22 protein-coding genes are annotated in these 22,941 nt (G+C 72.5%); 12 read left to right on the top strand and 10 right to left on the bottom strand.

Features of this window, described 5'->3' with window-relative positions; translation table 11 throughout:
• Positions 1-33: 33 nt before the first annotated feature.
• Both AC1DE0_RS17625 and AC1DE0_RS17620 read right to left on the bottom strand, forming a co-directional pair.
• Complete coding sequence (locus AC1DE0_RS17625) at positions 34-876, bottom strand: hypothetical protein (RefSeq protein WP_478103125.1); 843 nt, start codon at positions 874-876, stop codon at positions 34-36.
• Between the two features lie 46 nt (positions 877-922).
• On the bottom strand, positions 923-1,774 hold the full coding sequence (locus tag AC1DE0_RS17620; RefSeq protein WP_478103121.1) for a GNAT family N-acetyltransferase: 852 nt from the start codon (positions 1,772-1,774) through the stop codon (positions 923-925).
• A 34-nt stretch (positions 1,775-1,808) separates the two neighbouring features.
• On the opposite strand from AC1DE0_RS17620, the gene AC1DE0_RS17615 reads away from it, so the two are divergent.
• Entirely contained in the window at positions 1,809-3,221 is a 1,413-nt protein-coding gene (locus AC1DE0_RS17615) for an NAD(P)/FAD-dependent oxidoreductase (protein ID WP_478103119.1), read from the top strand.
• Positions 3,222-3,374: 153 nt separating this feature from the next.
• On the opposite strand, the gene AC1DE0_RS17610 is transcribed toward AC1DE0_RS17615, so the two are convergent.
• Complete coding sequence (locus AC1DE0_RS17610; protein WP_478103116.1) at positions 3,375-4,502, bottom strand: M24 family metallopeptidase; 1,128 nt, start codon at positions 4,500-4,502, stop codon at positions 3,375-3,377.
• A gap of 82 nt (positions 4,503-4,584) precedes the next feature.
• Between AC1DE0_RS17610 and AC1DE0_RS17605 the strand changes: the two genes are divergently transcribed.
• The 4 genes from AC1DE0_RS17605 (at position 4,585) to AC1DE0_RS17590 (ending at position 8,896) form a co-directional block, all read left to right on the top strand.
• Positions 4,585-5,952 (top strand): sensor histidine kinase, encoded by a 1,368-nt coding sequence (locus tag AC1DE0_RS17605; RefSeq protein WP_478103113.1) that lies wholly within the window; start codon positions 4,585-4,587, stop codon positions 5,950-5,952.
• Positions 5,949-6,665 carry a response regulator gene (locus AC1DE0_RS17600; protein ID WP_478103110.1) on the top strand — a complete coding sequence of 239 codons (717 nt, stop codon included), beginning with the start codon at positions 5,949-5,951 and terminating at the stop codon, positions 6,663-6,665. Before AC1DE0_RS17605 ends, AC1DE0_RS17600 begins: the two co-directional genes overlap by 4 nt.
• 102 nt (positions 6,666-6,767) lie before the next feature.
• Positions 6,768-7,661 (top strand): ABC transporter ATP-binding protein, encoded by an 894-nt coding sequence (locus AC1DE0_RS17595; protein ID WP_478103106.1) that lies wholly within the window; start codon positions 6,768-6,770, stop codon positions 7,659-7,661.
• The gene (locus AC1DE0_RS17590; protein ID WP_478103102.1) at positions 7,658-8,896 is read left to right on the top strand and encodes an ABC transporter permease; all 1,239 of its coding nucleotides are present in this window, start codon (positions 7,658-7,660) and stop codon (positions 8,894-8,896) included. The genes AC1DE0_RS17595 and AC1DE0_RS17590 overlap by 4 nt, the downstream gene beginning before the upstream one ends.
• Before the next feature lie 271 nt (positions 8,897-9,167).
• Here AC1DE0_RS17590 and AC1DE0_RS17585 read toward each other — a convergent pair whose 3' ends face one another.
• Positions 9,168-10,325, bottom strand: coding sequence for a citrate/2-methylcitrate synthase (locus tag AC1DE0_RS17585; RefSeq protein ID WP_478103097.1), 1,158 nt, complete (start codon positions 10,323-10,325; stop codon positions 9,168-9,170).
• A 101-nt stretch (positions 10,326-10,426) separates the two neighbouring features.
• Between AC1DE0_RS17585 and AC1DE0_RS17580 the strand changes: the two genes are divergently transcribed.
• Complete coding sequence (locus AC1DE0_RS17580) at positions 10,427-11,608, top strand: citrate/2-methylcitrate synthase (RefSeq protein ID WP_478103093.1); 1,182 nt, start codon at positions 10,427-10,429, stop codon at positions 11,606-11,608.
• 15 nt (positions 11,609-11,623) lie between these two features.
• Here the strand turns inward: AC1DE0_RS17580 and AC1DE0_RS17575 are convergent, their stop codons facing one another.
• Entirely contained in the window at positions 11,624-12,250 is a 627-nt protein-coding gene (locus AC1DE0_RS17575) for a TrmH family RNA methyltransferase (protein ID WP_478103089.1), read from the bottom strand.
• Positions 12,251-12,562: 312 nt separating this feature from the next.
• Here AC1DE0_RS17575 and AC1DE0_RS17570 point away from each other — a divergent pair, with 312 nt between their 5' ends.
• Entirely contained in the window at positions 12,563-13,288 is a 726-nt protein-coding gene (locus AC1DE0_RS17570; RefSeq protein WP_478103084.1) for a DedA family protein, read from the top strand.
• An 85-nt stretch (positions 13,289-13,373) separates the two neighbouring features.
• Positions 13,374-14,321 carry a TIGR03086 family metal-binding protein gene (locus AC1DE0_RS17565; RefSeq protein WP_478103079.1) on the top strand — a complete coding sequence of 316 codons (948 nt, stop codon included), beginning with the start codon at positions 13,374-13,376 and terminating at the stop codon, positions 14,319-14,321.
• A gap of 37 nt (positions 14,322-14,358) precedes the next feature.
• Here the strand turns inward: AC1DE0_RS17565 and AC1DE0_RS17560 are convergent, their stop codons facing one another.
• Positions 14,359-15,102, bottom strand: coding sequence for a LemA family protein (locus tag AC1DE0_RS17560; protein WP_478103075.1), 744 nt, complete (start codon positions 15,100-15,102; stop codon positions 14,359-14,361).
• A 158-nt stretch (positions 15,103-15,260) separates the two neighbouring features.
• Between AC1DE0_RS17560 and AC1DE0_RS17555 the strand changes: the two genes are divergently transcribed.
• Positions 15,261-15,554 (top strand): DUF1905 domain-containing protein, encoded by a 294-nt coding sequence (locus tag AC1DE0_RS17555; protein ID WP_478103071.1) that lies wholly within the window; start codon positions 15,261-15,263, stop codon positions 15,552-15,554.
• Entirely contained in the window at positions 15,551-16,216 is a 666-nt protein-coding gene (locus tag AC1DE0_RS17550; protein ID WP_478103067.1) for a hypothetical protein, read from the top strand. Before AC1DE0_RS17555 ends, AC1DE0_RS17550 begins: the two co-directional genes overlap by 4 nt.
• Here the strand turns inward: AC1DE0_RS17550 and pyrE are convergent.
• The 4 genes from pyrE to AC1DE0_RS17530 are packed head-to-tail and all read right to left on the bottom strand — an operon-like array spanning position 16,180 to position 21,201.
• A complete protein-coding gene (gene pyrE / locus AC1DE0_RS17545) occupies positions 16,180-16,752 on the bottom strand; it encodes an orotate phosphoribosyltransferase (protein WP_478103064.1) in 573 nt (190 codons plus the stop codon). The genes AC1DE0_RS17550 and pyrE overlap by 37 nt on opposite strands.
• 10 nt (positions 16,753-16,762) lie before the next feature.
• Positions 16,763-18,202: an alanine--tRNA ligase-related protein gene (locus AC1DE0_RS17540; protein WP_478103062.1), complete on the bottom strand. Its 1,440-nt coding sequence runs from the start codon at positions 18,200-18,202 to the stop codon at positions 16,763-16,765.
• Complete coding sequence (locus tag AC1DE0_RS17535; RefSeq protein WP_478103058.1) at positions 18,199-20,355, bottom strand: bifunctional lysylphosphatidylglycerol flippase/synthetase MprF; 2,157 nt, start codon at positions 20,353-20,355, stop codon at positions 18,199-18,201. The genes AC1DE0_RS17540 and AC1DE0_RS17535 overlap by 4 nt, the downstream gene beginning before the upstream one ends.
• A gap of 42 nt (positions 20,356-20,397) precedes the next feature.
• Positions 20,398-21,201 carry an SDR family NAD(P)-dependent oxidoreductase gene (locus AC1DE0_RS17530; protein ID WP_478103055.1) on the bottom strand — a complete coding sequence of 268 codons (804 nt, stop codon included), beginning with the start codon at positions 21,199-21,201 and terminating at the stop codon, positions 20,398-20,400.
• 52 nt (positions 21,202-21,253) lie between these two features.
• Here AC1DE0_RS17530 and AC1DE0_RS17525 point away from each other — a divergent pair, with 52 nt between their 5' ends.
• Together AC1DE0_RS17525 and AC1DE0_RS17520 are read left to right on the top strand one after the other, a co-directional pair.
• Complete coding sequence (locus AC1DE0_RS17525; protein WP_478103052.1) at positions 21,254-22,054, top strand: exodeoxyribonuclease III; 801 nt, start codon at positions 21,254-21,256, stop codon at positions 22,052-22,054.
• Positions 22,051-22,941 (top strand): alpha/beta fold hydrolase, encoded by an 891-nt coding sequence (locus AC1DE0_RS17520; RefSeq protein ID WP_478103047.1) that lies wholly within the window; start codon positions 22,051-22,053, stop codon positions 22,939-22,941. The genes AC1DE0_RS17525 and AC1DE0_RS17520 overlap by 4 nt, the downstream gene beginning before the upstream one ends.

The raw sequence follows: 22,941 nt of genomic DNA, 5'->3' as shown, positions 1-22,941 counted from the left end.
CCCACGGGTGCCCACCCACCGGTGAGCGTCCGCTCAGAGGAGGCGTCCGGCCAGCACCGCGAGGGCGCGCCGCTGCTCCCGGGCCTGCCATCCGCTGCCGTCGAGGCTGGCCCACACGACGTGGGTGCCGGCGTGCAGCAGGACGACCTCGGCCGTGCCGGCGCCGTACTCCGAACGGACGGTCCCCACGAGGGCGTTGACACCGGCCACCGTGCTCGGCGTCGCCTTCGCACAGGCCGCGAACCCGGCGTCGAGGTAGCCGAGGAGCCCTGCCGGGTCGCCCGCCGCGAGGTCGACGAGGCCGTAGGTCACGGCCTTGGTGCCGGCCGAGCTCTCGGGCGGGGCCTGGTTGCCTGCCTGCTTCGGCATCGTGAGCAGGTAGCCCTGGACGAGCCGGCGCGCCCCGCTCGCCGCGACGAACTCCTCGGGGAGCAGGCCCGTCCACGGCACGAGGCCGTCGCAGAGCGGCTCGGGCGGCAGCTCGCCGGGGCACCTGGCCCGGTCGCCCGCATCGACGCCCGGCACGACCTCCTTCGGGTCGGAGAAGGCGCTCGTCTCGGCCCCCGGGAAGACGGCGTCGAGTGGCACCCGGCCCTTCCCGGTGAGGGCTCGCGTCGTGGCGCACTGCGGCGCCGCCTCGATGAAGGTCATGCTCGGCTCGGGTTGGGCGGCAGGCGGGGCGGCAAGCGGGGCCGCCGAAGCGGGCGGGCCGTAGCCACCGACGACCGATACGGACGCCGTGGCGCCTCCCGCATCCCCGTCTGCGCCCTCGGGGGTACAGGCGCCGAGCACCGTGGCCGCCAGGCCCACGGCGGCCATGGCGGCCGCGGCGGCGCACCGCCGGGATGCCCGGGACGCCTGGGCTACCCGCGTCACGACCCTCACCTGCGTCGCCGCCTCACCTCAGAAGTCTGACAGGGAGTCAGGCTCCGGGGTCGAAGACGTAGGGCGTCGTCGTCGCGACCCGGTGGAGGCCGAGCCGGCGCAGGATGGGCTCACTGTCGGGCGACGCGTCGACGCGCACGTACTCCTTGCCGCGGTCGAGCCCCAGCTTGGCCCGGTGCAGCAGGGTCGCTCTGTAGAGCCCACGGCCGCGCCACTCGGGCAGCGTCGAGCCACCCCACAGTCCGGTGAAGCCGCTCGCGTCGTACTCGCCCCGCGCCGCGCACAGCACCGGGCCTTCGCGCGACTCCTCGACGACGACGACATCCATCGACCCTGGCCGGGCCACCCAGTCGGGGTAGAGCGACTCGGTGACCCAGGTGTGCTCCTCGCCCCAGACCGTCTCGGACATGGTGCGCATCCGGACGAAGTCCTCGAAGCCGTCGGCCGCTCGCACGACGACGCCGTCCGGCAGGTCGATGGCCTGGGCGGCGAGGGGCGCCGCCTCGCCGAGGATGAGCGCCTCGTCGTCCTCGCGGACGAACCCGGCGGCGAGGAGACGGTCTCCGAGGTCTGCGGGACCGTCGTAGTCGTACGTCTTCCACTCGACGCGCTGGCCGCGCTCGGCGAAGAAGTCGCGCACCCGGGCGATGACCGCGTCGGGGTCGTCGCCCAGGCCGTCGGGGCTCTCGACCATCGCGAAATGGCCCGCGGGGTCGAGGTCGTACTGCTTGCGCACCAGCCCGTCGAGCTCGACCGGCCGCTCGGAGGAGCCCACCGGGATGGGGCCGCGCGTCTGGTCGTGGAAGACACGCAAGAGGTCCTCGGGCGCGAGGGCGGGACCGGCCTCGGGACTGGATGGTGGATCGCTCTGGAACGAAGAGGGGTTCACACCACCAGCCAAGCATGGTCGAATCCGTCTCGTCATGCCTGTTTCTCCGCTCTCGCCCCGCGCCGCGGCAGCCCTCTCCGACGCCCGGCCCGTGCCGTTCTGGACCGACCGCCCGGAACGACCCGACCCGCGGCCCGCGCTGACCGGCGCCACGCCGCGCACCGACCTGCTCGTCGTCGGGGGCGGCTTCACCGGCCTGTGGACGGCGATCCAGGCCAAGGAGGCCGACCCGTCGCGCGACGTCGTCGTCGTCGAGGCCGGGCGCCTGGCCGACGGGGCGTCAGGTCGAAACGGCGGGTTCATGGCACCGTCACTGACGCACGGACTGGCCCAGGGCGTGGCCTGCTGGCCCGACGAGATGGCCACCCTCGACCGCCTGGCGGCCGAGAACTTCGCGGGCATCCAGCAGACGCTCTCGACGTATGCCGTCGACGCCGACTTCCACGTGCCGGGTGAGCTCACGCTCGCGCTCACCGACCACCAGCTGCCGTCCGTCCGCGAGTCCTACGACCTCCACCGCGCGCACGGCGTGCCCGTCGAGCTGCTCGACGCGGACCAGGCCCGCGCGCGAGTCGACTCGCCGAGATACCTCGCCGGCATGTACGACCCCAAGGTCGCCCTCGTCGACCCTGCACGCCTGGTCTGGGGGCTCGCCCGCGCGGCCTCGTCGCTCGGCGTCCGCATCCACGAGCACACGCGCGCAACGGGATTCGACACCGAAGGGCCCGGCGTTCGGGTGCGCCTCAACGGCGGGTCGATCCACGCCGGGCGCGTCGTGATCGGCACGAACGCCTCGCAGGGAGTGCTCCGCCGCTTCAGCGCGTGGGTGCTGCCCGTCTACGACCACGTGCTCATGACCGAGCCGCTCACGCCGGACCAGCTGGCCGCCATCGGCTGGGAGGGACGCGAGGGCCTCACCGACGCCGGCAACCAGTTCCACTACTACAGAAGGACGCTCGACAACCGGGTGCTCTTCGGCGGCTACGACGCCAACTACCACTTCCCCGGACGCATCGACCCGGCCCTCGAGCAGTCGGACGCCTCGCACGGACTGCTCGCCGACCACTTCCTCGACATCTTCCCGCAGCTGGAGGGCATCCGTTTCACCCACCGCTGGGCGGGCGTCATCGACACGACTTCGCGCTTCACGCCCGTCTTCGGGACCGCGCTCGGCGGGCGGATGGCGTACGCCGTGGGATACACCGGGCTCGGCGTCGCCTCGACCCGCTTCGGCGCGGCGGTCGCGCTCGACCTCGTCGACGGCAAGGACTCCGAGCTGACCCGTCTCGGCATGGTGCGTCGCAAGCCGATTCCCTTCCCACCAGAGCCGATCCGGTATGCCGCTGTGCGAGCCACGCGGTCATCGTTGGCTGCCGAGGACCGCACCGGACGGCGCAACCTGTGGCTCAGGACGCTGGATCGGATGGGCGTCGGCTTCGACTCCTGACCCCGTCGGAAACTGAGCACTCGACGGGGAGGGTGCCGTCGGAAACTGAGCAGTCGACGGGGAGGGTGCCCCGCCCGAACCATCGAGTGCGCATTTTTCTACGCGCCAGTCCGTCGGAAAGTGGGCACTCGACGCAGGGGGTGGTGGTGTCGGTCAGAGGGTGACGAGGTCGGTGGGGCGGGTGTTGAACCGCTCGACCCCGTCGGCGGTAACGGCGACGATGTCCTCGATGCGCGCGCCCCAGCGGCCCGTCAGGTAGACGCCCGGCTCGATGCTGAACGTCATTCCCGACTCGAGCGGCAGGTCGTTGCCCTCGACGACGTAGGGCTCCTCGTGCACGTCGAGCCCGATGCCGTGACCGGTGCGGTGGATGAAGTGCTCGGCGAGACCGGCGTCCGCGAGCACCGCCCGCGCGGCCCGGTCGACGTCCTGGCACGTCACGCCCGGACGCACCGCATCGACTGCCGCCTGCTGGGCGGCCTGCAAGGCGGCGTACGCCTCGGCGACGTCGGGCTCGCGAGGCGCCCCGACGGCATACGTCCTCGTGCTGTCGGAGTTGTAGCCCGACGCGAGCGGACCGCCGATGTCGACGACGACGAGGTCGCCCTGCTCGACGACCCGGTCGCTGACCGAGTGGTGCGGGCTCGCCCCGTTCGGGCCCGAGCCGACGATGACGAACTCGGCGAGGGCGTGGCCCTCCTCGACGATCGCGGCAGCGATGTCGGCGGCCACCTCGGCCTCGGTGCGACCCACTCGGAGCCACTCGCCGACCCGCGCATGCACCCGGTCGATGGCGGCGCCGGCGGCCCGCAGCTCGGTCAGCTCGGCATCGTCCTTGCGCATCCGCAGCTCGCGCAGTACGGGACCCGCCAGCTGCTGGTCGGACGCGCCGGCATCGCGCAGCCGCAGCAGGTGCAGTGCCGGAAAGAGGTCGCTGACGGCGACCGGTCCGGTCGGCACGCCCGCGAGCGCGAGGGCGTACGGGTCCTCTCCGTCGACCCAGGTGCGCACCTCGACGCCGAGGTCGGCGAGCGGCACGTGCCGGAGGCCGGCGTACTCGAGGGCCGGTGAGACGAAGACGGGAGCCACGGCGTCGTCGGTGGGCACGACGAGAGCGGTGAGCCGCTCGAACGACGAGCCGCCGACGCCCGTGAGGTAGCGCAGGTCCGAGCCGGGGGCGACGACGAGGGAGGCGACGCCCGCCCGGTCCGCCTCCGCCCGCAGCCGGTCGAGCCGGGACCGCATCGTCGTGACGTCGAGGGTGGAGGAGCTCACGGCCATGTGGCGACGCTACCGCTCGACCTCCGGGCCATCCCCCGGCAGGTGGAGCCGGCGATGTCGGCCGGCTGCCTAGGCTGTGCCCATGGACGGCGGCACGAGCACCCTTCGCTCCCGGGTGACGACGTGGTTCGGCGTCGACTCCGACTGGGAGCGGGTGCCGGCCGACCCCGCACGCACGCGCCGCGTCGACACGGCCGTGGCCCTGGCGCTGATGCTGTCGGGGCTGCTCGGCATCGAGCTCATCCGCAGCCTCGACGGTCTGGGAGACCCCCCGGGCCCCGCGTTCCTCCCGCACCTCGCCGTCGTCGCGGGCACCCTCCCGCTCGTGTGGCGCCGCCGCTACCCGCTCGTCGTCGCGGCGGTCTGCTCCCTGCACTTCCTCGTCGTCGGACTCACCCTGACTGCCGTTGCGATGACGATCTCGATGCAGGTCGTCTACTTCCTCGCCCTCTTCACCGGCGTGGCCTGGGCGCGGGACCGGCGGGCGATGCTCGTCGTGGTCACCGGGGTCGTCGTCGCGATGACGGTCTGGCTCGTCTGGCAGTTCGCCGTCGGCTCGGGTCTCGAAGGGCTCCTCACCGACAACGGCAAGCCCCTCCCCCGCCAGGGCCTCTTCTCGCCCCTCGTCGCGTACGTCATCTATTCCGCCGTGCTCAACTCGGTCTACTTCGGCGGGGCCATCGTCGGGGGTCAGTTCGCCTGGCGCTCGGCTCTGCAGCGCGACCGTGTCGCCGAGCAGGCGCGCACCATCACCGTCCAGGCGGACGAGCTGCAGCGCCGGGCCGTCGTCGAGGAGCGGCTCCGCATCGCACGCGAGCTGCACGACGTCGTCGCCCACCACGTCTCGGTGATCGGCATCCAGGCCGCTGCGGCTCGCCGGGTGCTTCGTCGCGACCCGGAGACGGCCGAGGGCGCGTTGCGGTCGGTCGAGACCTCCTCGCGTGACGCCGTGTCGCAGATGCGCGGGCTGCTGGGGACGCTGCGCTCGGGTGACGACGAGGCGGAAGCGAGCGCCCGCGCGCCCGAGCCCCGGCTGGCCGACGTGCCCTTCCTCGCCGGGCAGTCCGCGGCCGCGGGTCTCGACGTCGAGTGCCGCGTCGTCGAGGACTCACCGGGTGCGATTGCGACGGTGCCCGACCCGGTCGGCCTCTCGCTCTACCGCACCGTCCAGGAGGCGCTGTCCAACGTACGCCGACACTCGACTGCCTCTGCCGCAACGGTTTTCGTGCGCGTCGACCGTCGGGCCGAACCGGGCTTCGCCCACGGCTACGCCGAGGTGGAGGTGCTCGACGCCGGCAGCCCGAGGTCGGGCACGTCGGGCACGGGGCTCGGTCTGCTCGGTGTGCGCGAGCGGCTCTCGACCCACGGGGGTGTCAGCGAGATCGGGCCTCGCGTCACCGGCGGCTACCGCGTGCGAGTGCGTATGCCGCTGCCCGAGGAGCCGTCGTGACCCGCATCCTGCTCGTCGACGACCAGAAGCTGGTCCGCTCGGGCTTCGCCCTCATTCTCTCGGTCGAGCCCGACCTCGAGGTCGTCGGTGAGGCGAGCGACGGCGCGGAGGCGGTGCGGTTGACCCGGCAGCTGCGCCCGGACATCGTGCTCATGGACGTGCAGATGCCGGAGATGGACGGCATCGAGGCGACCCGCCACATCGTGGCCGACGACCTCGCGAAGGTCGTCATCCTCACGACGTTCGACCGCGACGACTACGTCTACGCCGGCCTGTCGGCGGGAGCGAGCGGCTTCCTGCTCAAGAACGCCGACGCCGACCACCTCGTCGAGGCGGTGCGCGCGGTCGCCGACGGCCACGCGCTACTGGCGCCGGAGGTGACCCGGCGGGTCATCGCGCGGATGACCGCAGGGGCTGGGGCTACTCGATCGAACGCCACGGGAGCGTCGCAGCCCGCTGGCGCCAGGCACCCGGTGGCTGACCGGCTCGACACGCTCACCCCGCGCGAGCTCGAGGTGCTGGGCCTCGTCGGCCGCGGCCTGTCCAACGCCGAGATCGCCGCGCGCCTCTTCGTCGGCGAGGCCACGGTCAAGACCCACCTGTCGAACGTCTTCAGCAAGCTCCACCTGCGCGACCGGGTGCAGGCGGTCGTGCTGGCCTACGAGGCGGGGCTCATCCTCCCGGGGGATCCGGAGGGTCAACCGTCCGGCTGATCCGGCGGTGACGGCCCCGTGACTAGCGTTGTCGTCATGATGCAGCGCGATCGACGGGACCACGAGGAACGAGTCACGACAACGACATCCACGGTTGCGGGCGTGGCCTCGGCAGACATCGAGGTGCGTCACCTGACCCGGAGCTTCGGGGACGTGCGCGCCGTCGACGACGTCAGCTTCACCGTCGGGGCCGGCCTGCTCACCGGTTTCGTCGGCGGCAACGGCGCGGGCAAGACCACGACGATGCGCATGGTCATGGGCGTGCTCTCCCCCTCCGGTGGAGAGGTGGTCTGGGACGGGCGTCCCATCACGGCGCTCGACCGGCGTTCCTTCGGCTACATGCCCGAGGAGCGCGGTCTCTACCCCAAGCAGCCGGTGCTCGACCAGCTCGTCTACCTCGGGCGGCTGCGCGGGATGGGCGCCGGGTCCGCCCGCCATTCGGTCACCGCCCACCTCGAGCGCCTCGGGCTCGCCGACCGGGCCCGTGACCACGTCGAGAAGCTCTCGCTGGGCAACCAGCAGCGCGTGCAGATCATCGCCGCCCTCATGGGTCGACCCTCGGCGCTCGTGCTCGACGAGCCGTTCAGCGGTCTGGACCCGGCGGCGGTCGACAGCATGGCCGACCTGCTGCGCGAGCACACCGCCCGCGGTGTGCCCGTGCTCTTCTCCTCGCACCAGCTCGACCTCGTCGAGCGCCTCTGCGAACGCCTCGTCGTGCTGGCTCGCGGCCGGGTGGTCGCGGCGGGCACGCCCGACGACCTGCGCAGCCACTCGGTGCTGCGGCACCGGCTCGTCCTCTCGGGCGATGCGGGGTGGGTGCGCGGCATCGCCGGCGTCCACGCCGTCGACGTCGAGGGCCACACCGCGCTGCTCGAGGTCGTCGAGCCCGCAGCCGAGCGACGGCTTCTCGAGGAGGCGCTGCGCCGCGGCGACGTGCACGAGTTCTCCCCCCAGCGGCCGAGCCTGGCCCAGATCTACCGTGAGGTGACGGCATGACCACGACCCAGCACCGCTCGGCGCCCGATGTGCACGGGACCGGAGCAGGCCACGACTCGCCCCGCACCGAGCGTCCCTGGCTCATCGTGGCGCTGCGCGAGATCGTCGTGCGGCTGACCAACCGTGCCTTCCTCGTCTCGACCCTGGTGACGCTCGTGTTCATCGCCGGCTACGGCGCCTTCTCGGTGTGGCAGTCCGGCCGCACGACCACGTGGACCGTGGCCGTCGCCGACAGCGAGGCGACGCGTCTTGTCGGGCAGGCGGCCACGTCAGCCCGGGCCGACGACGACAAGGTCGTCATCCAGCCACGAACCGTGAGTGGCGAGGCCGCGGCGAGGACGCTGGTCGAGGCGGGCGACGCCGACGCCTGGCTGCACCAGAACCCCTCCGGCGGTTGGACGCTCACGTCGGCAGACGACGCCGACTCGGCCCTCCTCACCCCTCTCGAGACCGCCGTGCGCACCGACGCGCTCACGACCAACGCGGCCGCGGCCGGCACGACCGTCGCGGCCCTGGAGCGGGGGGCGACGCTCGCCACCAACCAGTTCGACGGGCAGCAGGGCAACGGCGGGTTCGTCAAGGGAGCCACGTTCGCCTTCGCCCTGCTCTTCTTCATGGCGGCGATGATGTTCGGCCAGCAGATCGCGGCCAGCGTCGTCGAGGAGAAGCAGTCGCGCCTCGTCGAGATCCTCGTGACCGCCATCCCGTTGCGCGCCCTGCTCGCCGGCAAGATCGTGGGCAACTCGGTGATCGCGCTCGGGCAGGTGCTCCTGTTCGCCGGGGTGGGTCTCGTCGCGGTGTCGTTCACCGACATGGCCAAGCTGCTGCCGACCCTGTCGACCGCCGTCATCTGGTTCGTGCTCTTCTTCGCCGTCGGGTTCTTCGCCCTGGCCTGCCTCTTCGCGGTGGCCGGCGCCCTCGCCTCCCGCACCGAGGACCTCCAGTCGACGACGGCGCCGATGACGACCATCCTGATGCTCGTCTACGTGCTGAGCTTCGGGCTCGGTGGCACCGCCCTCAAGGTCGCCTCGTTCATCCCGGTCGCCTCGGTCGTCTCGATGCCGGGCCGCATCCTGGCCGGTGACGCCGCCTGGTGGGAGCCGCCGCTGGCGCTGGTCCTGATGGCCGGGTTCTCGGTGGCGACCATCGTGCTGAGCGAGCGGATCTACCGACGGTCGCTCCTGCAGACCCGGGGCCGGGTGTCGTGGAAGCAGGCACTCACCGCGTCGGACTGACGCGCGCAGCGCGACCTGCGAGCCGAATTGCACTGGATGCCGGGTTTGTCCGCCAACGGTTGTGCCCTCCTTACGACGTGCCGACGCACTCCAGACCGGTCCTTGCCGACTCCTGACCAAGAAACGCAGCGGACGCCCTTGGATCGGCCTAGCGTTGAGGGGCCCGGTGAGTGCTGGGTCATGAAGGACGTCGCGGCGGTCGCTCCCTCCGTTTGCGACGAGCGGGCCCCGGCCGCCGGATGCGTCGGGGCCTGCTCATGTCCGGCCCGGCTCAGGAGGCCGGTCGCACCGGCACCGGCTGGGGCGGCGGCGGTCCGACGTAGCGCGCCGCCGGGCGGATGATCTTCGGGTCGCGGCGCTGCTCGAGCACGTTGGCGGTCCAGCCGACGACGCGCGCCACGCAGAAGGTCGGCGTGAACATCGACGGGTCGAGCCCGGCGAGCCTCATCACGACGCCGGCGTAGAACTCGACGTTCGCGTGCAGCTCACGGCCGGGCTTGAGCTCGGCGAGCGCCGCCTCCACGGCATCCTCGACCCCGACGGCGAGGTCGACGAGCGGGTCGTCCCAGCCGCGGGCGATGGTCTTGAGCATCTCGGAGCGTGGGTCGCGGGTGCGGTAGACGGCATGGCCGAAGCCCATGATCCGGTCGCCCGCCTCGACGTGACGGCGCACCCACGCGTCGGCCCGGTCGAGCGTGGCGATCTCGTCGAGCGCCTCCAGGGCCCGGCTCGGGGCCCCGCCGTGCTTCGGACCCGAGAACGAGCCGATGGCGCCGACGAGACAGGCCGCCAGGTCGGCTCCGGTGCTCGCGATGACCCGTGCCGTGAACGTCGAGGCATTGAAGCCGTGGTCCATCGTCGCGACGAGGTACTGCTCGACGGCCCGGACGTCGCGCGCTGAGGGCTGTTCGCCGCTCACCATCCGGAGGTAGTCCTCGGTGTGCCCGAGCGACGGGTCGGCCGCGACGGGCTCGAGGCCGTGGTGCAGCCGGTGGGCGGCGGCGAGGATCGTCGGGGTCACCGCCGCCGCGGCCATGGCGGCGGCCGTCCTCTCGTCCTCGCCGCTGTCGTAGAGGGTGCGGAGCCCGGCAACCCCACCCCACGCGGAAAGCGCCGTGCGCAGCACCTGGAGCGAGTCGGTGGTCGTGGCACAGATCGCCGGCAGCAGCTCGGCCAGGCCCGTGGGCATCACACGCAGACGGCCGATCTCCGCCCTGAAGGCGCCGAGCTCGTCGTCCGTCGGCAGGTGGCCATGGAAGAGCAGGTGCCAGGCCTCCTCGACGCCGACCTGCGCGGCGAGCTCGACCGCGGAGTACTGGCGGTAGTGGAAGAAGCCCTCGTCGCCGCGGACGTCGCCGAGCTCGGTGTCGGTGACGACGACCTTGGCGAGCCCCTTCGGGACGGTGATGAAGTCGGTGGTGGTGGACATGGTGTGCTCCTCTCGGGTTCACTCGTCACTGTCCGACATGTTGATCAACATCGTCAATGTTGATCGCATCGACCGTTGACCAGATCAACCCGGAGGATCCCGTGACGCCGACAGCAGACCCGGTCGGTCCTTGGATCACGACCACCGAGGCCGCGCAGCGGCTCGGCGTCAAGCGGGCCACGCTCTACGCGTACGTGAGCCGTGGGGTGCTCCGCAGCGAGCGGCGCCCCGGGCAGCAGGAGAGCCTCTTCGACCGTGCACAGATCGACGCGATGGCGTCCGCGACAAGGGCTCCCGGCGGCCCGCCACCGGTGCTGCGCTTCCGGAGCATCGCGACGGCGGTCAGCAGCCAGGTCGACGGTGACCTCCACTACCGCGGCACCCCGCTCTCCGACGTGGTCGCGCTCGGGTCGTTCGACGAGGCCGCGACGGTCGTACTCGGTTCGTCTGCGGCACAACCGGTTTCGCGAGAACACGCCGCGCCGCCGTCCTTCGACCTGGGCGCGCTCCCGCTCGAACGACGGATGCCGGTCGCCGTGCAGCTGCTCGCGGCCGCCGATCCGTTCGTATCGGACACCGACCCCGGGCGCGTATGCCGCTCGGCCCTGTCGACCGTGCGCGGCGCCGTCGCACTCGTCGCCGGTCGCCCGACCCCGCCCAGCCCGTCGGCCGACCTCGCTCCCCTCGCGCTCGAGGCTCTCGGCGGGTCACCGACGTCCGCAGGTGACGTCGCGGTGCTCCGCGTCCTGCTCGTCTCACTCCTGGACCACGGGCTGACCGCCTCCACCGTCGCGGCACGGGTCGCGGCGTCGACCCGTGCGGGGTTGCACGACTGCCTGTCGGCGGCCTACGCGGCGATGGCCGGACCCCTCCACGGGGCCGCGCCCGTCGCTGCCCACGCACTGCTCGCCGACGGCGCCGACCCCGTCGGGCTCGTGGCGCGCTCGCTCCGCCAGCACGGGAGCGTGCCGGGCTTCGGCCACTTCCTCTACCCGGACGGCGACCCCCGCGCCGACGTCGTGCTCGAGGCGCTGTGGCGGCGACGGGGCACCACCCGACTGCGGCGCCGGGTCGAGGCCGTGGCCCAGGTCATGGCCGAGCGCACCGGGCAGCTGCCGAACATCGACCTGGCGAGTGCGGCGGTGCTGCACGCACTGCGTCTGCCTGCCGAGTCGGGCGAGGTCGTCTTCCAGATGGCGCGTTCGGTCGGGGTCGCGGCGCACGTCGTCGAGGAGTACGCCGAGGAGCCGTTGCGCTGGCGCGGCCGCGACCCGCAGGGGTGAGCGGCCACTGCGCGGCTAGACCTGCTGGTCGAGCACGTGCTGGTCGAAGACGTGGCGCCGCACCCAGGCGTGCATCGCCACGGCGGCCGCGGCACCGGCGTTGATCGAGCGCGTCGACCCGAACTGCTCGATGTGCAGCACCGCCTCGCACTCGGCGCGCATCGGCTCGGAGAGCCCCGGGCCCTCCTGGCCGAACACGAGCACGCAGCCGCGCGGCAGGTCGAAGGTCTCGAGCGGCACCGAGCCGGGAAGGTTGTCCACGCCCAGCAGGACCAGGCCCTGCGCCCGCGCGCAGTCCGCGAGCGCCGCGGCGTCTGCGTGGTGGTGCTCGTGCTGGTAGCGGTCGGTGACCATGGCTCCGCGTCGGTTCCACCGCCGCTTTCCGACGATGTGGAAGGCCGCCGCCCCCATCGCGTTGGCGGTGCGGATGACCGACCCGATGTTGAAGTCGTGGCCCCAGTTCTCGACGGCGACATGGAAGTCGTGACGCTTCGTGTCGAGGTCGGCGACGATCGCCTCGTGGCGCCAGTAGCGGTAGGCGTCCACGACGTTGCGGCGGTCGCCCTGCTCGAGCAGCTCGGGGTCCCAGTGGTCGCCCTCCGGCCACGGCCCGACCCAGGGGCCGACACCGATCTCGTGCATGACGGATCCTCCGGAGGGCGGGGCGGCGGGACCAGCAGAGTCTACGAAGGTGCGGGTCAGGAGGAGGACGGCGCCACCCTCTCCACGACCCCGTCGTCGTGGCCGGGCTTCCGCGGCCCTCCTCCTGCGCTCCCACAGCCATCGTCGGTCGGCCGGCCCGCGGAAGGAAGGCGCGGCCGCGCATCGATATGCCTTCGAGACCCCGACCACGACCAGCAGGGACCCCAGAACCCGCCGAGATCCGCCCGGGACCACGGGTGCGGCACAGCAACGATTCAGGCGCTGCCGGGGAGACGGCATACCCTGTGACGCATGCACGCACTCGCCGCCCTGCCGGCCGCCGTCCAGGCCCTAGGCCCCCAGTGGATGGACCCCCTCTACTTGCTCGAGCGGTACCAGGGGGCGTTCTTCGTGATCGCCCTGGTCATCGTCTTCGTCGAGTGCGGGCTGCTCTTCCCGATCCTGCCCGGCGACTCGCTGCTCTTCGCCATCGGGCTCTTCATCGCGACGGGCAAGGTCGACCTCAACCTCGGGCTCGCCATGGCGGCGCTGACCGTTGCAGCGTTCCTCGGCAACGTGGTGGGCTACGAGATCGGTCGGGCCGTCGGGAGACCCCTCTACAAACGGCAGGGCCGGTTCATCAACACGGCCAACTTCGACAAGACGAACGCGTTCTTCGACCGGTACGGCAACCGCGCCCTCGTGCTCGGACGCTTTGTGCCCATCGTCCGCACCTTCATCACCGTCGTCGCGGGTGTGGGCCGCATGCACCGCCAGCGCTTCTTCGGCTGGAGCGCCGTCGGGGCCGTCGCGTGGGTCGTGAGCGTGACACTCCTCGGCTTCTTCCTGGGCCAGGCCTTCCCGAGCCTCACGAAGAACATCGAGTACGCCATCCTGCTGATCGTCCTCGTGTCGTTGCTGCCGATGATCTACGAGTTCCTCAAGCACCGCCGCGAGGCCAAGGCCGTCGCCGTCGAGATGGGTGAGGCGCCGAGCGACCGCACCCACCGCGCCCCAGAGGCCGACCGCAGGCCCTGACACAGCCTGTTCCGGCGAAGTCCGGACGCCCCGTCGTCCTCGGAGCACACTGGGTCCGAGGGGCGGCTGGGCGGACGGAGGCGTCATGGACACGGAGACCGCGGGCTCGCAGCCCGGCACGACTGACCTCGGCGAGATGTACCACCGCAGCGTCCAGTGGTGGGCGCGACAGGTGTCGGCCGTCGCCGACGACCAGTGGGACCTGCCGACCCCGTGCAGCGAGTGGAGCGTGCGCGACCTCGTCAACCATGTCGTCGGCGAGGACCTCTGGACCTCGCCGCTCATGCGCGGGCACACCATCGCCGACGTCGGCAGTCGGCTCGACGGCGACCTGCTCGGCGACGACCCGCGCGCCACGGCGGCCTCGGCCGCCACGGAGGCCCAGGGGATCGTCGACGAGACGCTCCACACCCACGGCACCGTGCAGCTGTCCTACGGCGAGGAGTCGATGGACGAGTACGTGCGCCAGCTGCTCGCCGACCACCTCGTGCACGGTTGGGACCTCGCGGTCGCGACCGGGCGCGAGCGCACCCTCGAGCCCGACCTGCTCTCGTCGGTGGCGTCCTGGTTCGACGCCACGGAGGAGGCCTACCGCTCGGGTGGGGCGATCGCGGCGCGCGGCGAGCTGACCGGCGACCCGCAGGCCGACCTGCTCGCCCGCTTCGGCCGCGACGCCGGCTGGGGGCCGAGCCACGCCGGTTTCGCCCGGTTCAACGCGGCGTTCGGCCGGGGTGACGTCGACGCGATCATGGCCTGCATGACCGAGGACTGCGTCTTCGAGGCGACGGGCCCGGCACCGGACGGCCAGCGGCACGAAGGAGCCGCCGCCGTGCGCGCCGTCTGGGAGCAGCTGTTCGGCAGCACTCCCGACCCGCGCTTCACCGAGGAGGAGTCGTTCGTCACGGGCAGCCGGGCCGTGCTGCGCTGGCGGTTCGACTGGGGAGGCGAGCACCCCGGGCACGTACGCGGCATCGACGCCATGCGCCTTCGTGACGGCAAGGTCTGCGAGAAGCTCTCGTACGTCAAGGGCTGAGCTGGTCGCGCCCCGCTGGGCGCGGCGCGGCCGACGGTCAGGCGTTGGGCGTGGTCGGCGGGTTGGGGACGCCCGAGTCGGTGGTCGGGTCGGGCTGGGCCGCACCGGGGGCCTGGGCCTGGGGCAGCGCGCCGGGCGCCGCGCCGGGTGCGGTCGACGGGCCGCCGACGGCGCCGGGCTGGGTCGACGGGGACACGGCCGGGGAGCCCCCCGACGGGGCGTTGTCACCGAACGAGATGCTCGGCACGACGGCTTCGGTGGCGGGGGTCTCGAAGTACTCGGCCCGCTTCACGCCGGCCATGTTGGCGACGATGTTGGACGGCACCGACTCGACCTTGGTGTTGAGCTCGCGCACGAGGGCGTTGTAGTAACGGCGCGAGCTGGCGATGCGATCCTCGGTGCTGGTCAGCTCGGACTGCAGCGCGAGGAAGTTCTGGTTGGCCTTGAGGTCGGGGTAGGCCTCGGCGACGGCCATGAGGCGACCGAGCGCCTGGCTCAGCTGGCCCTCGGCCTGGGCCGCGGCGGCTGGGGTCGACGTGCCCGACATCGCGGCGGACCGGGCCTGCATGACCTCCTCGAGGGTGCCCCGCTCGTGCGAGGCGTAGCCCTTGACCGTCTCGACGAGGTTGGGGATGAGGTCGTGACGGCGCTTCAGCTCGACGTCGATCTGCCGCCAGCCCTCCTCGACCTTGTTGCGCAGGCCGATGAGGCCGTTGTACATGACGACGCCCACCACGGCGAGGAGCACGACGAGGCCGAGCAGGATCCAGACGATGATCATGGGTTCTCCCGTGAGAGGCGGTCAGTGAGTCGCTCGCTCCGATCCTAGTGCGGGCGGGTGGCGCCGCAGCGGGGTGAGGCCGCGCCGCCGGTGCGACGCCGCCACTGCCCAACGGGTTCCGGACCGCCGCTGTCGGCAGGCCGCCGTAGCGTGATCGCATGACGACGCTGCGGTTCACGGCCGACCTCTGGCGGTGGGAGGCGCAGACCGGCTGGTTCTTCGTGACCGTGGGTGGGGACGCCTCGGCCCGCATCCGTGAGGTGCCGCGGCCGCCACGTGGCTTCGGCTCGGTGCGGGTGCGGGCGACGGTCGGTGGCACGACGTGGACGACGTCCGTCTTCCCCGACGCGACGCGGGGCGCGTACGTCCTGCCCGTCAAGAAGGCGGTGCGCCGAGCGGAGGGCCTCGACGAGGGTGACCCGGCCGACGTCGTGCTCGAGGTGCTCGAGTGAGCGGTGGGGCCGGCGGTCGACCGGACCCGGCCCGCAACCGGGTCACGCCGCTCGGTGACGTCGTCGCCGCTCCCGGCAGGGGCACCCTGATGGGCAACCGGGGGCGGCTGCACGACGGCGCGGGCAGCCGCGACGTGCGTCGGCACCACGTCGGCCGGGCATGGATCACGTGCGTGCTCGACTTCCGCGGCCGTCGGGCAGCCCAGTGGCACCCGCACCACTACACGCCGCTCTTCTTCCTCGACGAGCCGCTCGCCCTCGCCGCCGGTCACCGGCCCTGTGCCGAGTGCCGACGGGCTGAGTTCACCCGTTTCCGCGACCTCGTCGCGCGTGCCGAAGGTCGTGACCACCTGTCGGCGCCCGACCTCGACCGGCTGCTCCACGCCGAACGCTGGGACCCGGCGACGCGCACCCGGCGGCTGCACGCGTACGCGTGGAGCGACCTGCCCGACGGCACCTTCGTCGTCGTCGGGGCGTCACACCCGCAGCCCGCGCTGGTCGTCGGCGACCGCCTGCGCGTGTGGCAGCCCGACAACACGTATGCCGTCACGCAGGTGGCGCGGCCCAGCGCGGGCACGGCCTCGGTCGTCACTCCCCCGTCGAGCCTCGCGGCCCTGCGGGCCGGCTACGCCAGCCCGAGCTCCTCGAGCGAGAAGGCGTAGCGGTAGTCCACCCCGGCCTCGGCGGTGATCTTCTCGCCGGCGCCCGTGGCACGATCGGCGATCGTCGCCACCGCGACGACCTCGGCGCCGTCCTCGCGCGCGGCCTCGACGGCGGCGAGCGGTGAGGCGCCGGTGGTGGTGGTGTCCTCGACGACGAGCACCTTGCGACCCTTGATGGACGGGCCCTCGATGCGCTGCTGGAGCCCGTGGGCCTTGCCCGCCTTGCGCACGACGAAGGCGTCGAGGCGCTCACCGGCGGCCGCCGCAGCGTGCAACATGGAGGTCGCCACCGGGTCGGCCCCGAGCGTGAGGCCACCGACGGCGGCATACGTGAGGTCCTTGGTCAGGTCTCGCATGACGACACCGACGAGCGGCGCGGCCTCGGCATCGAGCGAGATGCGACGCAGGTCGACGTAGTAGTCGGCCTCCTTGCCGGAGCTGAGGGTGACGCGACCGTGGACGATCGCCTTGTCCTTGATGATCTCGAGCAGGCGGGCACGGGCAGCGGCGACGTCGGTCGTGTTCGTGGCGGTCACGCCCACGATGCTAGTGCGGCCCGTCGCCGGTCGGACCCAGCGGCCGGGTGCGGGCGCGCTGCGAGCGGGCCCGCTGCGCCGCCATCTGCGCGTCGAACTCGGCCCGCCAGGCGTCGCTGACGGCGATGCCCTTGCGGCGGGCCTCCTCCGTCGACAGCTCGACCGGGAAGCCGTAGGTGTCGTGCAGCACGAAGAGCTCGGCCCCGATCACACCCGACTCCCGGTAGTCCTCGAGGTGGCTGATGCCGCGGTGCAGCGTGCGGCGGAAGGCACGCTCCTCGCGCGACAGGACCGCGACGACGTCGTCGACGCGCTCGGCCACCTCTGGGTAGGCCCGCTCGTAGACCGCCGCGACGGTCGGCACGAGCAGCGGCGCGAGGTCGTCGTCGAGGCCGAGGTCGAGGGCGAAGCGCACGGCCCGGCGCACCAACCGCCGCAGCACGTAGCCGTGCGTCTTGTTGCCCGGCCGCACGCCGTCGACCACGAGGAACGTTGCGCCGCAGAGGTGGTCGGCGATGACGCGCATCGCCATCGTCTCGTCGGCGTACGCCCTCCCGGTCAGGTCCTGGAGCCGCTCGACGAGGGGCCACAACAGGCTGATGCGGAAGATGTCGCTCGAGTCGGCCGCGGCCGCCGCGATGCGCGACAGGCCGCCGCCGTAGTCGACGTTGCGGCGCGGCAGCGGCGCGAAGCCGGACTCCGTGCGGACGTACTCCATGAAGACGGAGTTGCCGAGTTCGATGAACCGGCCGCAGTCGCAGTTGTGGTGGCAGTGATCCCCGTAGGAAGGGTCGTGCTGCACATCGGGGAAGAGATAGAAGACCTCCGAGTCGGGGCCGCCCGGCTCGCCGACGGGCATGTCCTCCGGCCCACCCTCGCGGCACCACCAGTTCTTCCTGCCGTAGAAGGCGATTCGCGCACCGCCGGTGCCGACGTGCGCCGCGCGCTCCTCCGTGTCGAGCTCGACGCGGTCTGCCGTGAGACCCACCTCGGTGAAGAGGCGCTCCCAGATGGCGGCCGACTCGTCGTCCTTGGGTATGCCGTTCGCCGCGTCACCGATGAAGCACGACACGTAGAGGCGGCCGGGGTCGAGCCCGACCCGTTCGGTGAGGAAGTACCAGAACTGAGGGATCTGCTCGGCCTTGAAGTAGTCGCCGAGACTCCAGTTGCCGAGCATCTCGAAGAACGTCGTGTGGCGGTTGTCCCCCACCTCCTCGATGTCCTGCACCCGCAGGCAGGTCTGGCTGTCGGCGAGCCGGGATCCTGTCGGGTGGTCGGCGCCCAGCAGGTAGGGCAGCAGCGGCTGCATACCGCTGCCGATGAAGAGCGTCGTCGGGTCGTCCTCGGGCACGAGCCTGGCGCGTGGCAGCACGACGTGCCCGCCCTCGGCCATGAACTCGAGAAAGGCCCGGCGGATCTCGTCGGCGTCCATCGGGCGGCGGGCGGTCATGGCCGTGGCCCCCGCTCGCCGCCGAGACCGGCACGGGCGAGGTCGCGCAGCGTCGCACCGGGCAGGTAGGCGGCGGTGAGGGCGAGCCCGATGCGTGGCAGGGCGGCCTCGTCGGCGAAGACGAGGTGGAGCGGCTCGTGTCGCGGCTGGAACTTGCGCTTGAAGCTCTCGAGGGAGCGGAAGCCGTAGAGCGGCTCGAGGGCCTCCCCGAGCTGGTCGAGGAGGCGCTCGAGGGCGGCCCGCTCGCTCGTGCCGTCGCCGGAGTGGGCCAGCGGTGCGCCCGACAGGGAGACCAGGGAGGCGCCGGCCTCCTTGAACGACAGGCAGGCGCTCGCGATGAGGAACTCGGTGACCGGCCGGAAGCCGTCGGGCAGCCGACGCATCATGTCGAGCGTCCAGCCGCGCACCTCGCCGCCGGCGGCGTGCACCGGCAGCCACGACGTGACGCCGTGCACGGTGTGGTCACGGTCGACCGCGAGCCCGACGACCGTGGCGGGGTCGAGCGCCTCGTCGACGCCCCCGAGGGTGAAGCCCATCTCGGGCAGCCCCTTGTCCGAAACCCACAGCTCGGAGATGGCGCGCACCTGGGTCACGACGCCACGAGGCATCTCGGCCAGGCGGCCCTCACGGTAGGTGATGCCTTCCTTGCCGGCCCGGTTGAGCGCCGTGCGCACGTCCTGCCACGGCTTGCCCCGGAACTCGAGCGTCGCGAGGTCGATGACCGCCTCCTCGGCGACGGGGACCACGCGTCGGCCGGTGGCCCTCCCCCACTCGGCCACCTCGCGCGAGACGGAGAAGAAGCAGACCTTGTGACCGTGCGTCTCCTGCTCGTCGACGAAGGCCTGCAGGGCCGCGGCCCGGGTCGCCTGGTCTGCTGCAACCGGGTCACCCAGCGCGACGGCCATGCCGCGGTGCACCTGGAAGGCGACGTAGGCGAGGGGGCGTCCCGAGGCGTCGCGGAGGACGTGCCAGTGGTTGTCGGGCCACGTCCCCATCCACGACGTCGTCGTGCCGCCGTGCTTCTCGAGCAGCGCGACCGCGGTGTCGCGGTCGCTGGCTCCGGCCGCGAGGGTGGCGCGCCGATGACGGGCCGACCGCGCCTGGAAGGCCGACCGGCCCGCGACAAGCACTGCGAGCTGGACGAGCGAGAGGAGCGCCGCGACCGCCAGCCCGGGCACCGACGAGACGACCTGCCCGCTCGGGTCGAGCTGGTCGGGCGCCGCGACCTCGAGGCCCAGGACGAGCAGGCCGCCGACGACCGCGATCGTGGTGAGGCCGCAAGCGACCTGCCACGTGCGACGGGAGCCCTTGCTGAGCCCCCACGCCAGGGCGACCGAGATCGCCGCGTTGACCCAGACGGTGGCGGCATCGGAGTCGTCGGTGGTGGCTCCGAGCGGACCGTTCGAGGGAGTGAAGTAGAGGACGGCGTTGATCGCGGCCGACACGAGGAAGATCGTCGACGAGACCACCCTCCACTCGTGCCGGGTCAGCCGCAGCGGCCGCAGCCGGGGACGGGAGCCGAGCAGGACCGGGCCGAGGGCGAGCCCGAACGCGATGGCGAGGAAGTGCTCGACGTCCCACAGCAGTCCCACGTAGAGCAGCGCGATGCCGCCGTAGAGCACGAGGACGAGCCTCAACCTCCCGCGCCAGGGGGGCGTGAGGGTCGCCGACGCGGCGGCCACGGCACCGAGCGCCCCCGCGCTGAAGCCGACGTCGAGGGTCAACGACAGGCGCCGTGCCCAGTCCCAGTCGACGGTGCGGAAGACGAGCAGGAAGAGGGAGGCGCCCAGCACCCCGACCAGGTGGCAGCCGATGGCCGCCACGACGGTGCGTCGCGTGCCGAGCCGCCACTCGGACCAGCCGAGGAGCAGCAGGGCGCCGCCGGCGACGGGAAGGTACTGCGCCGGCACCAACGCGAAGAAGGCGCCGGTGACAGGCGTCCAGACGCGCCCCTGCTCGAGGGCCGGCAGCCCGTAGGCGACAGCCTGGAACAGCGACCGGTCCTGCAACGGCTGCCAGAGCGAGCGGGTGAGCACGCCGAGCACGAGCATGGTCGCGACGACGACGACCGCGAACGGCACCCGTCGGGCGATGTCGCCCAGTGACCGTGGTGGCCTTCGTCCCGCGGCGGTGGGCACCTGCTGCACTGCCATGCCGCCCCTCCGATGGTCACGATGCCGCCCGGTCACCCAAGGCTAGCGAGCAGGACCCGGCCTCCGGGGGGGTCTGAGGCCACGCCTCAGCAACGGTCGCGGCACCACTCGCAACAGTCCCACGGCCGTCTTGTACTGCCAGCCGGGCACCGAGACGACGCGACCCTTCGCGACGTCGGTGAGGCAGCCACTGACGAGCTTCGCGGCGTCGAGCCAGATGAAGTCGGGACCGCGCCTGCCGATGCCGGCGCGCTCCTGGAACTCGGTGTCGGTGAAGCCCGGGCAGAGCGCGGTGGCCGTGGCCCCGGTTCCGGACAGCTCGACGGCCAGGCCCTCGGTGAACACGGTGACCCAGGACTTCGCGGCGGAGTACGTGCCCGACGCGATGTAGCCGGCGACCGAGGAGACGTTGACGATCGCGCCGTGTCCGCGCTCGACCATGCCCGTGGCGCCTGCGTGCGAGAGCACGAGCACGGCACGCGTGAGCACGTCGAAGGCCGCCTCCTCCACGGCGACGGTGTTGCGCAGGAAGCGTCCCTTGAGGCCGTAGCCCGCGTTGTTGACGAGCAGGTCGACCGGGCGGCTCGGGTCGACGAGGCGGTCGGCGACCCGCTGGAGGGCGCCCCGGTCGGAGAGGTCGGCCGGCAGCACCTCGACCTCGACGGCGTGGTCGCGGCGCAGCTCGGTGGCCAGGGCCTCGAGCCGGGCGACGTCACGGGCGACGAGCACCAGGTCGTGCTGCCGGGCCGCGAGCTGGAGCGCGAACTCGCGGCCGATGCCGGCGCTGGCCCCCGTCACGAGGGCCACGGGTCGGGTGCGGGTGTGCGTCGTCGGGTCGGCAGGCATGCGGCTCACCCTAGGCACACGGGGTCGGCGCGGCGGTCTAGGGTGGCCGACTGTGCGAATCGCCACCTGGAACGTCAACTCCATCCGCTCCCGCATCGACCGGGTCGCCGCCTGGCTCGAGCGCACCGACGTCGACGTACTCGCGATCCAGGAGACCAAGGCCCGCGAGGACCAGTTCCCGTTCGACCGGTTCGAGGCCCTCGGCTACCAGGTGGCCCACCACGGCCTGAGCCACTGGAACGGCGTCGCCATCGCCTCGCGCGTCGGCATCGACGACGTGCGGGTCGGCTTCGACGGGATGCCCGGCTGGGGTGAGCCCATGGCGCCCGAGGCCCGTGCCATCGGCGCCGTCTGCGGGGGCGTACGCGTGTGGTCGCTCTACATCCCCAACGGCCGAGCGCTCGACGACCCGCACCTCGACTACAAGCTCGGCTGGCTCGACGCCCTCGCCGCCGCCGGCCGCACCTGGCTCGCCGACGACCCCGGCGCGCAGATCGCCCTGCTCGGCGACTGGAACATCGCGCCGACCGACGCAGACGTCTGGAGCGTGCCCTACTACGAGGGCCGCACCCACACCTCGCCGCGCGAGCGCGCCGCGTTCCAGGCCGTCGTCGACGCCGGCTTCAGCGACGTGGTGCGCCCCCACACCAGCGAGCCCGGCACCTTCACCTACTGGGACTACACCCAGCTGCGGTTCCAGAAGCGGCAGGGCATGCGCATCGACTTCGCTCTCTGCTCCCCCGCTCTCGCCGGCCGGGTCGTCGGGGCGGCCATCGACCGCGAGGAGCGCAAGGGCAAGGGAGCCTCCGACCACGCACCGGTCGTCTTCGAGGTCGCTGAGGGTCGCGCGTGAGGCGCCACGACCTCCGCGGCATCGTCACCCCCGACGGCGCAGTGCTGTCGGTCCACTGCTGGGCCGACCCCGACCTCGCGCCGGACGCACCCACGGTCGTGCTCGCGCACGGCTGGGCCGTCAACCACGAGAGCTGGCTCCCGGTGGTCGACGCGCTCGCGGACGAGCCGGTGCGCGTCGTGACCTGGGACCAGCGCGGGCACGGACGATCCACGATCGGCCTGCGTCGCGCCGAGATCGCCTCGGTGTCGGTGGAGCACACCGGCCGCGACCTCGACGTCGTGCTCCGAGCCGTCGTGCCCCCTGCCTCGCCCGTGGTTCTCGCCGGGCACTCGATGGGCGGCATGACGGTGATGGCCCTCGCCGAGCAGCGTCCCGACCTCTTCGGGTCCCGCGTGCGGGCCGCGCTCCTCGTCGGCACGGCCTCGTGCGGCGTCGCCCTCGGCGAGCGGGTCGGCGAGGCAGCCGTCATGCGGCTCGCAGCCCGCGGGATGCCCCTGCCGCCCGGTGGCCAGGGACGCATCCGGGCACTCGTGGGCAGCCTCTTCGGTGAGGACCCCGACCGGAGCGCGGTCGAGGCGGCGCGCGCACAGGTCGCCTCGACGAAGCTCGCGACCTTCGGTGCCTTCTACGGGGCGCTGCTCGTCACCGACCAACAGGCCGGCTGCGCGGCTCTCGGGCGGGTCCGGGTCGGGATCATCGCCGGACGGCTCGACCCCCTCATGCCGGTGGCGCGGGCTCGTGCCCTGCGCGTCGCCCTGCCGCACGCGACGTTCACCGAGCTGCCCACGGCCGGTCACATGCTGCCGTGGGAGGCGACCGACGTCGTCGCCGACGAGGTGCGTGAGCTGCTCGCCGAGCTCGAGGCCCGGCGCGCCTCCGCCTGA

The organism is Terrabacter sp. 05T424, assembly GCF_056396225.1.
The sequence above is the reverse complement of the archived record's forward strand: the minus strand, read 5'-3'. Positions and strand labels throughout refer to the sequence as shown.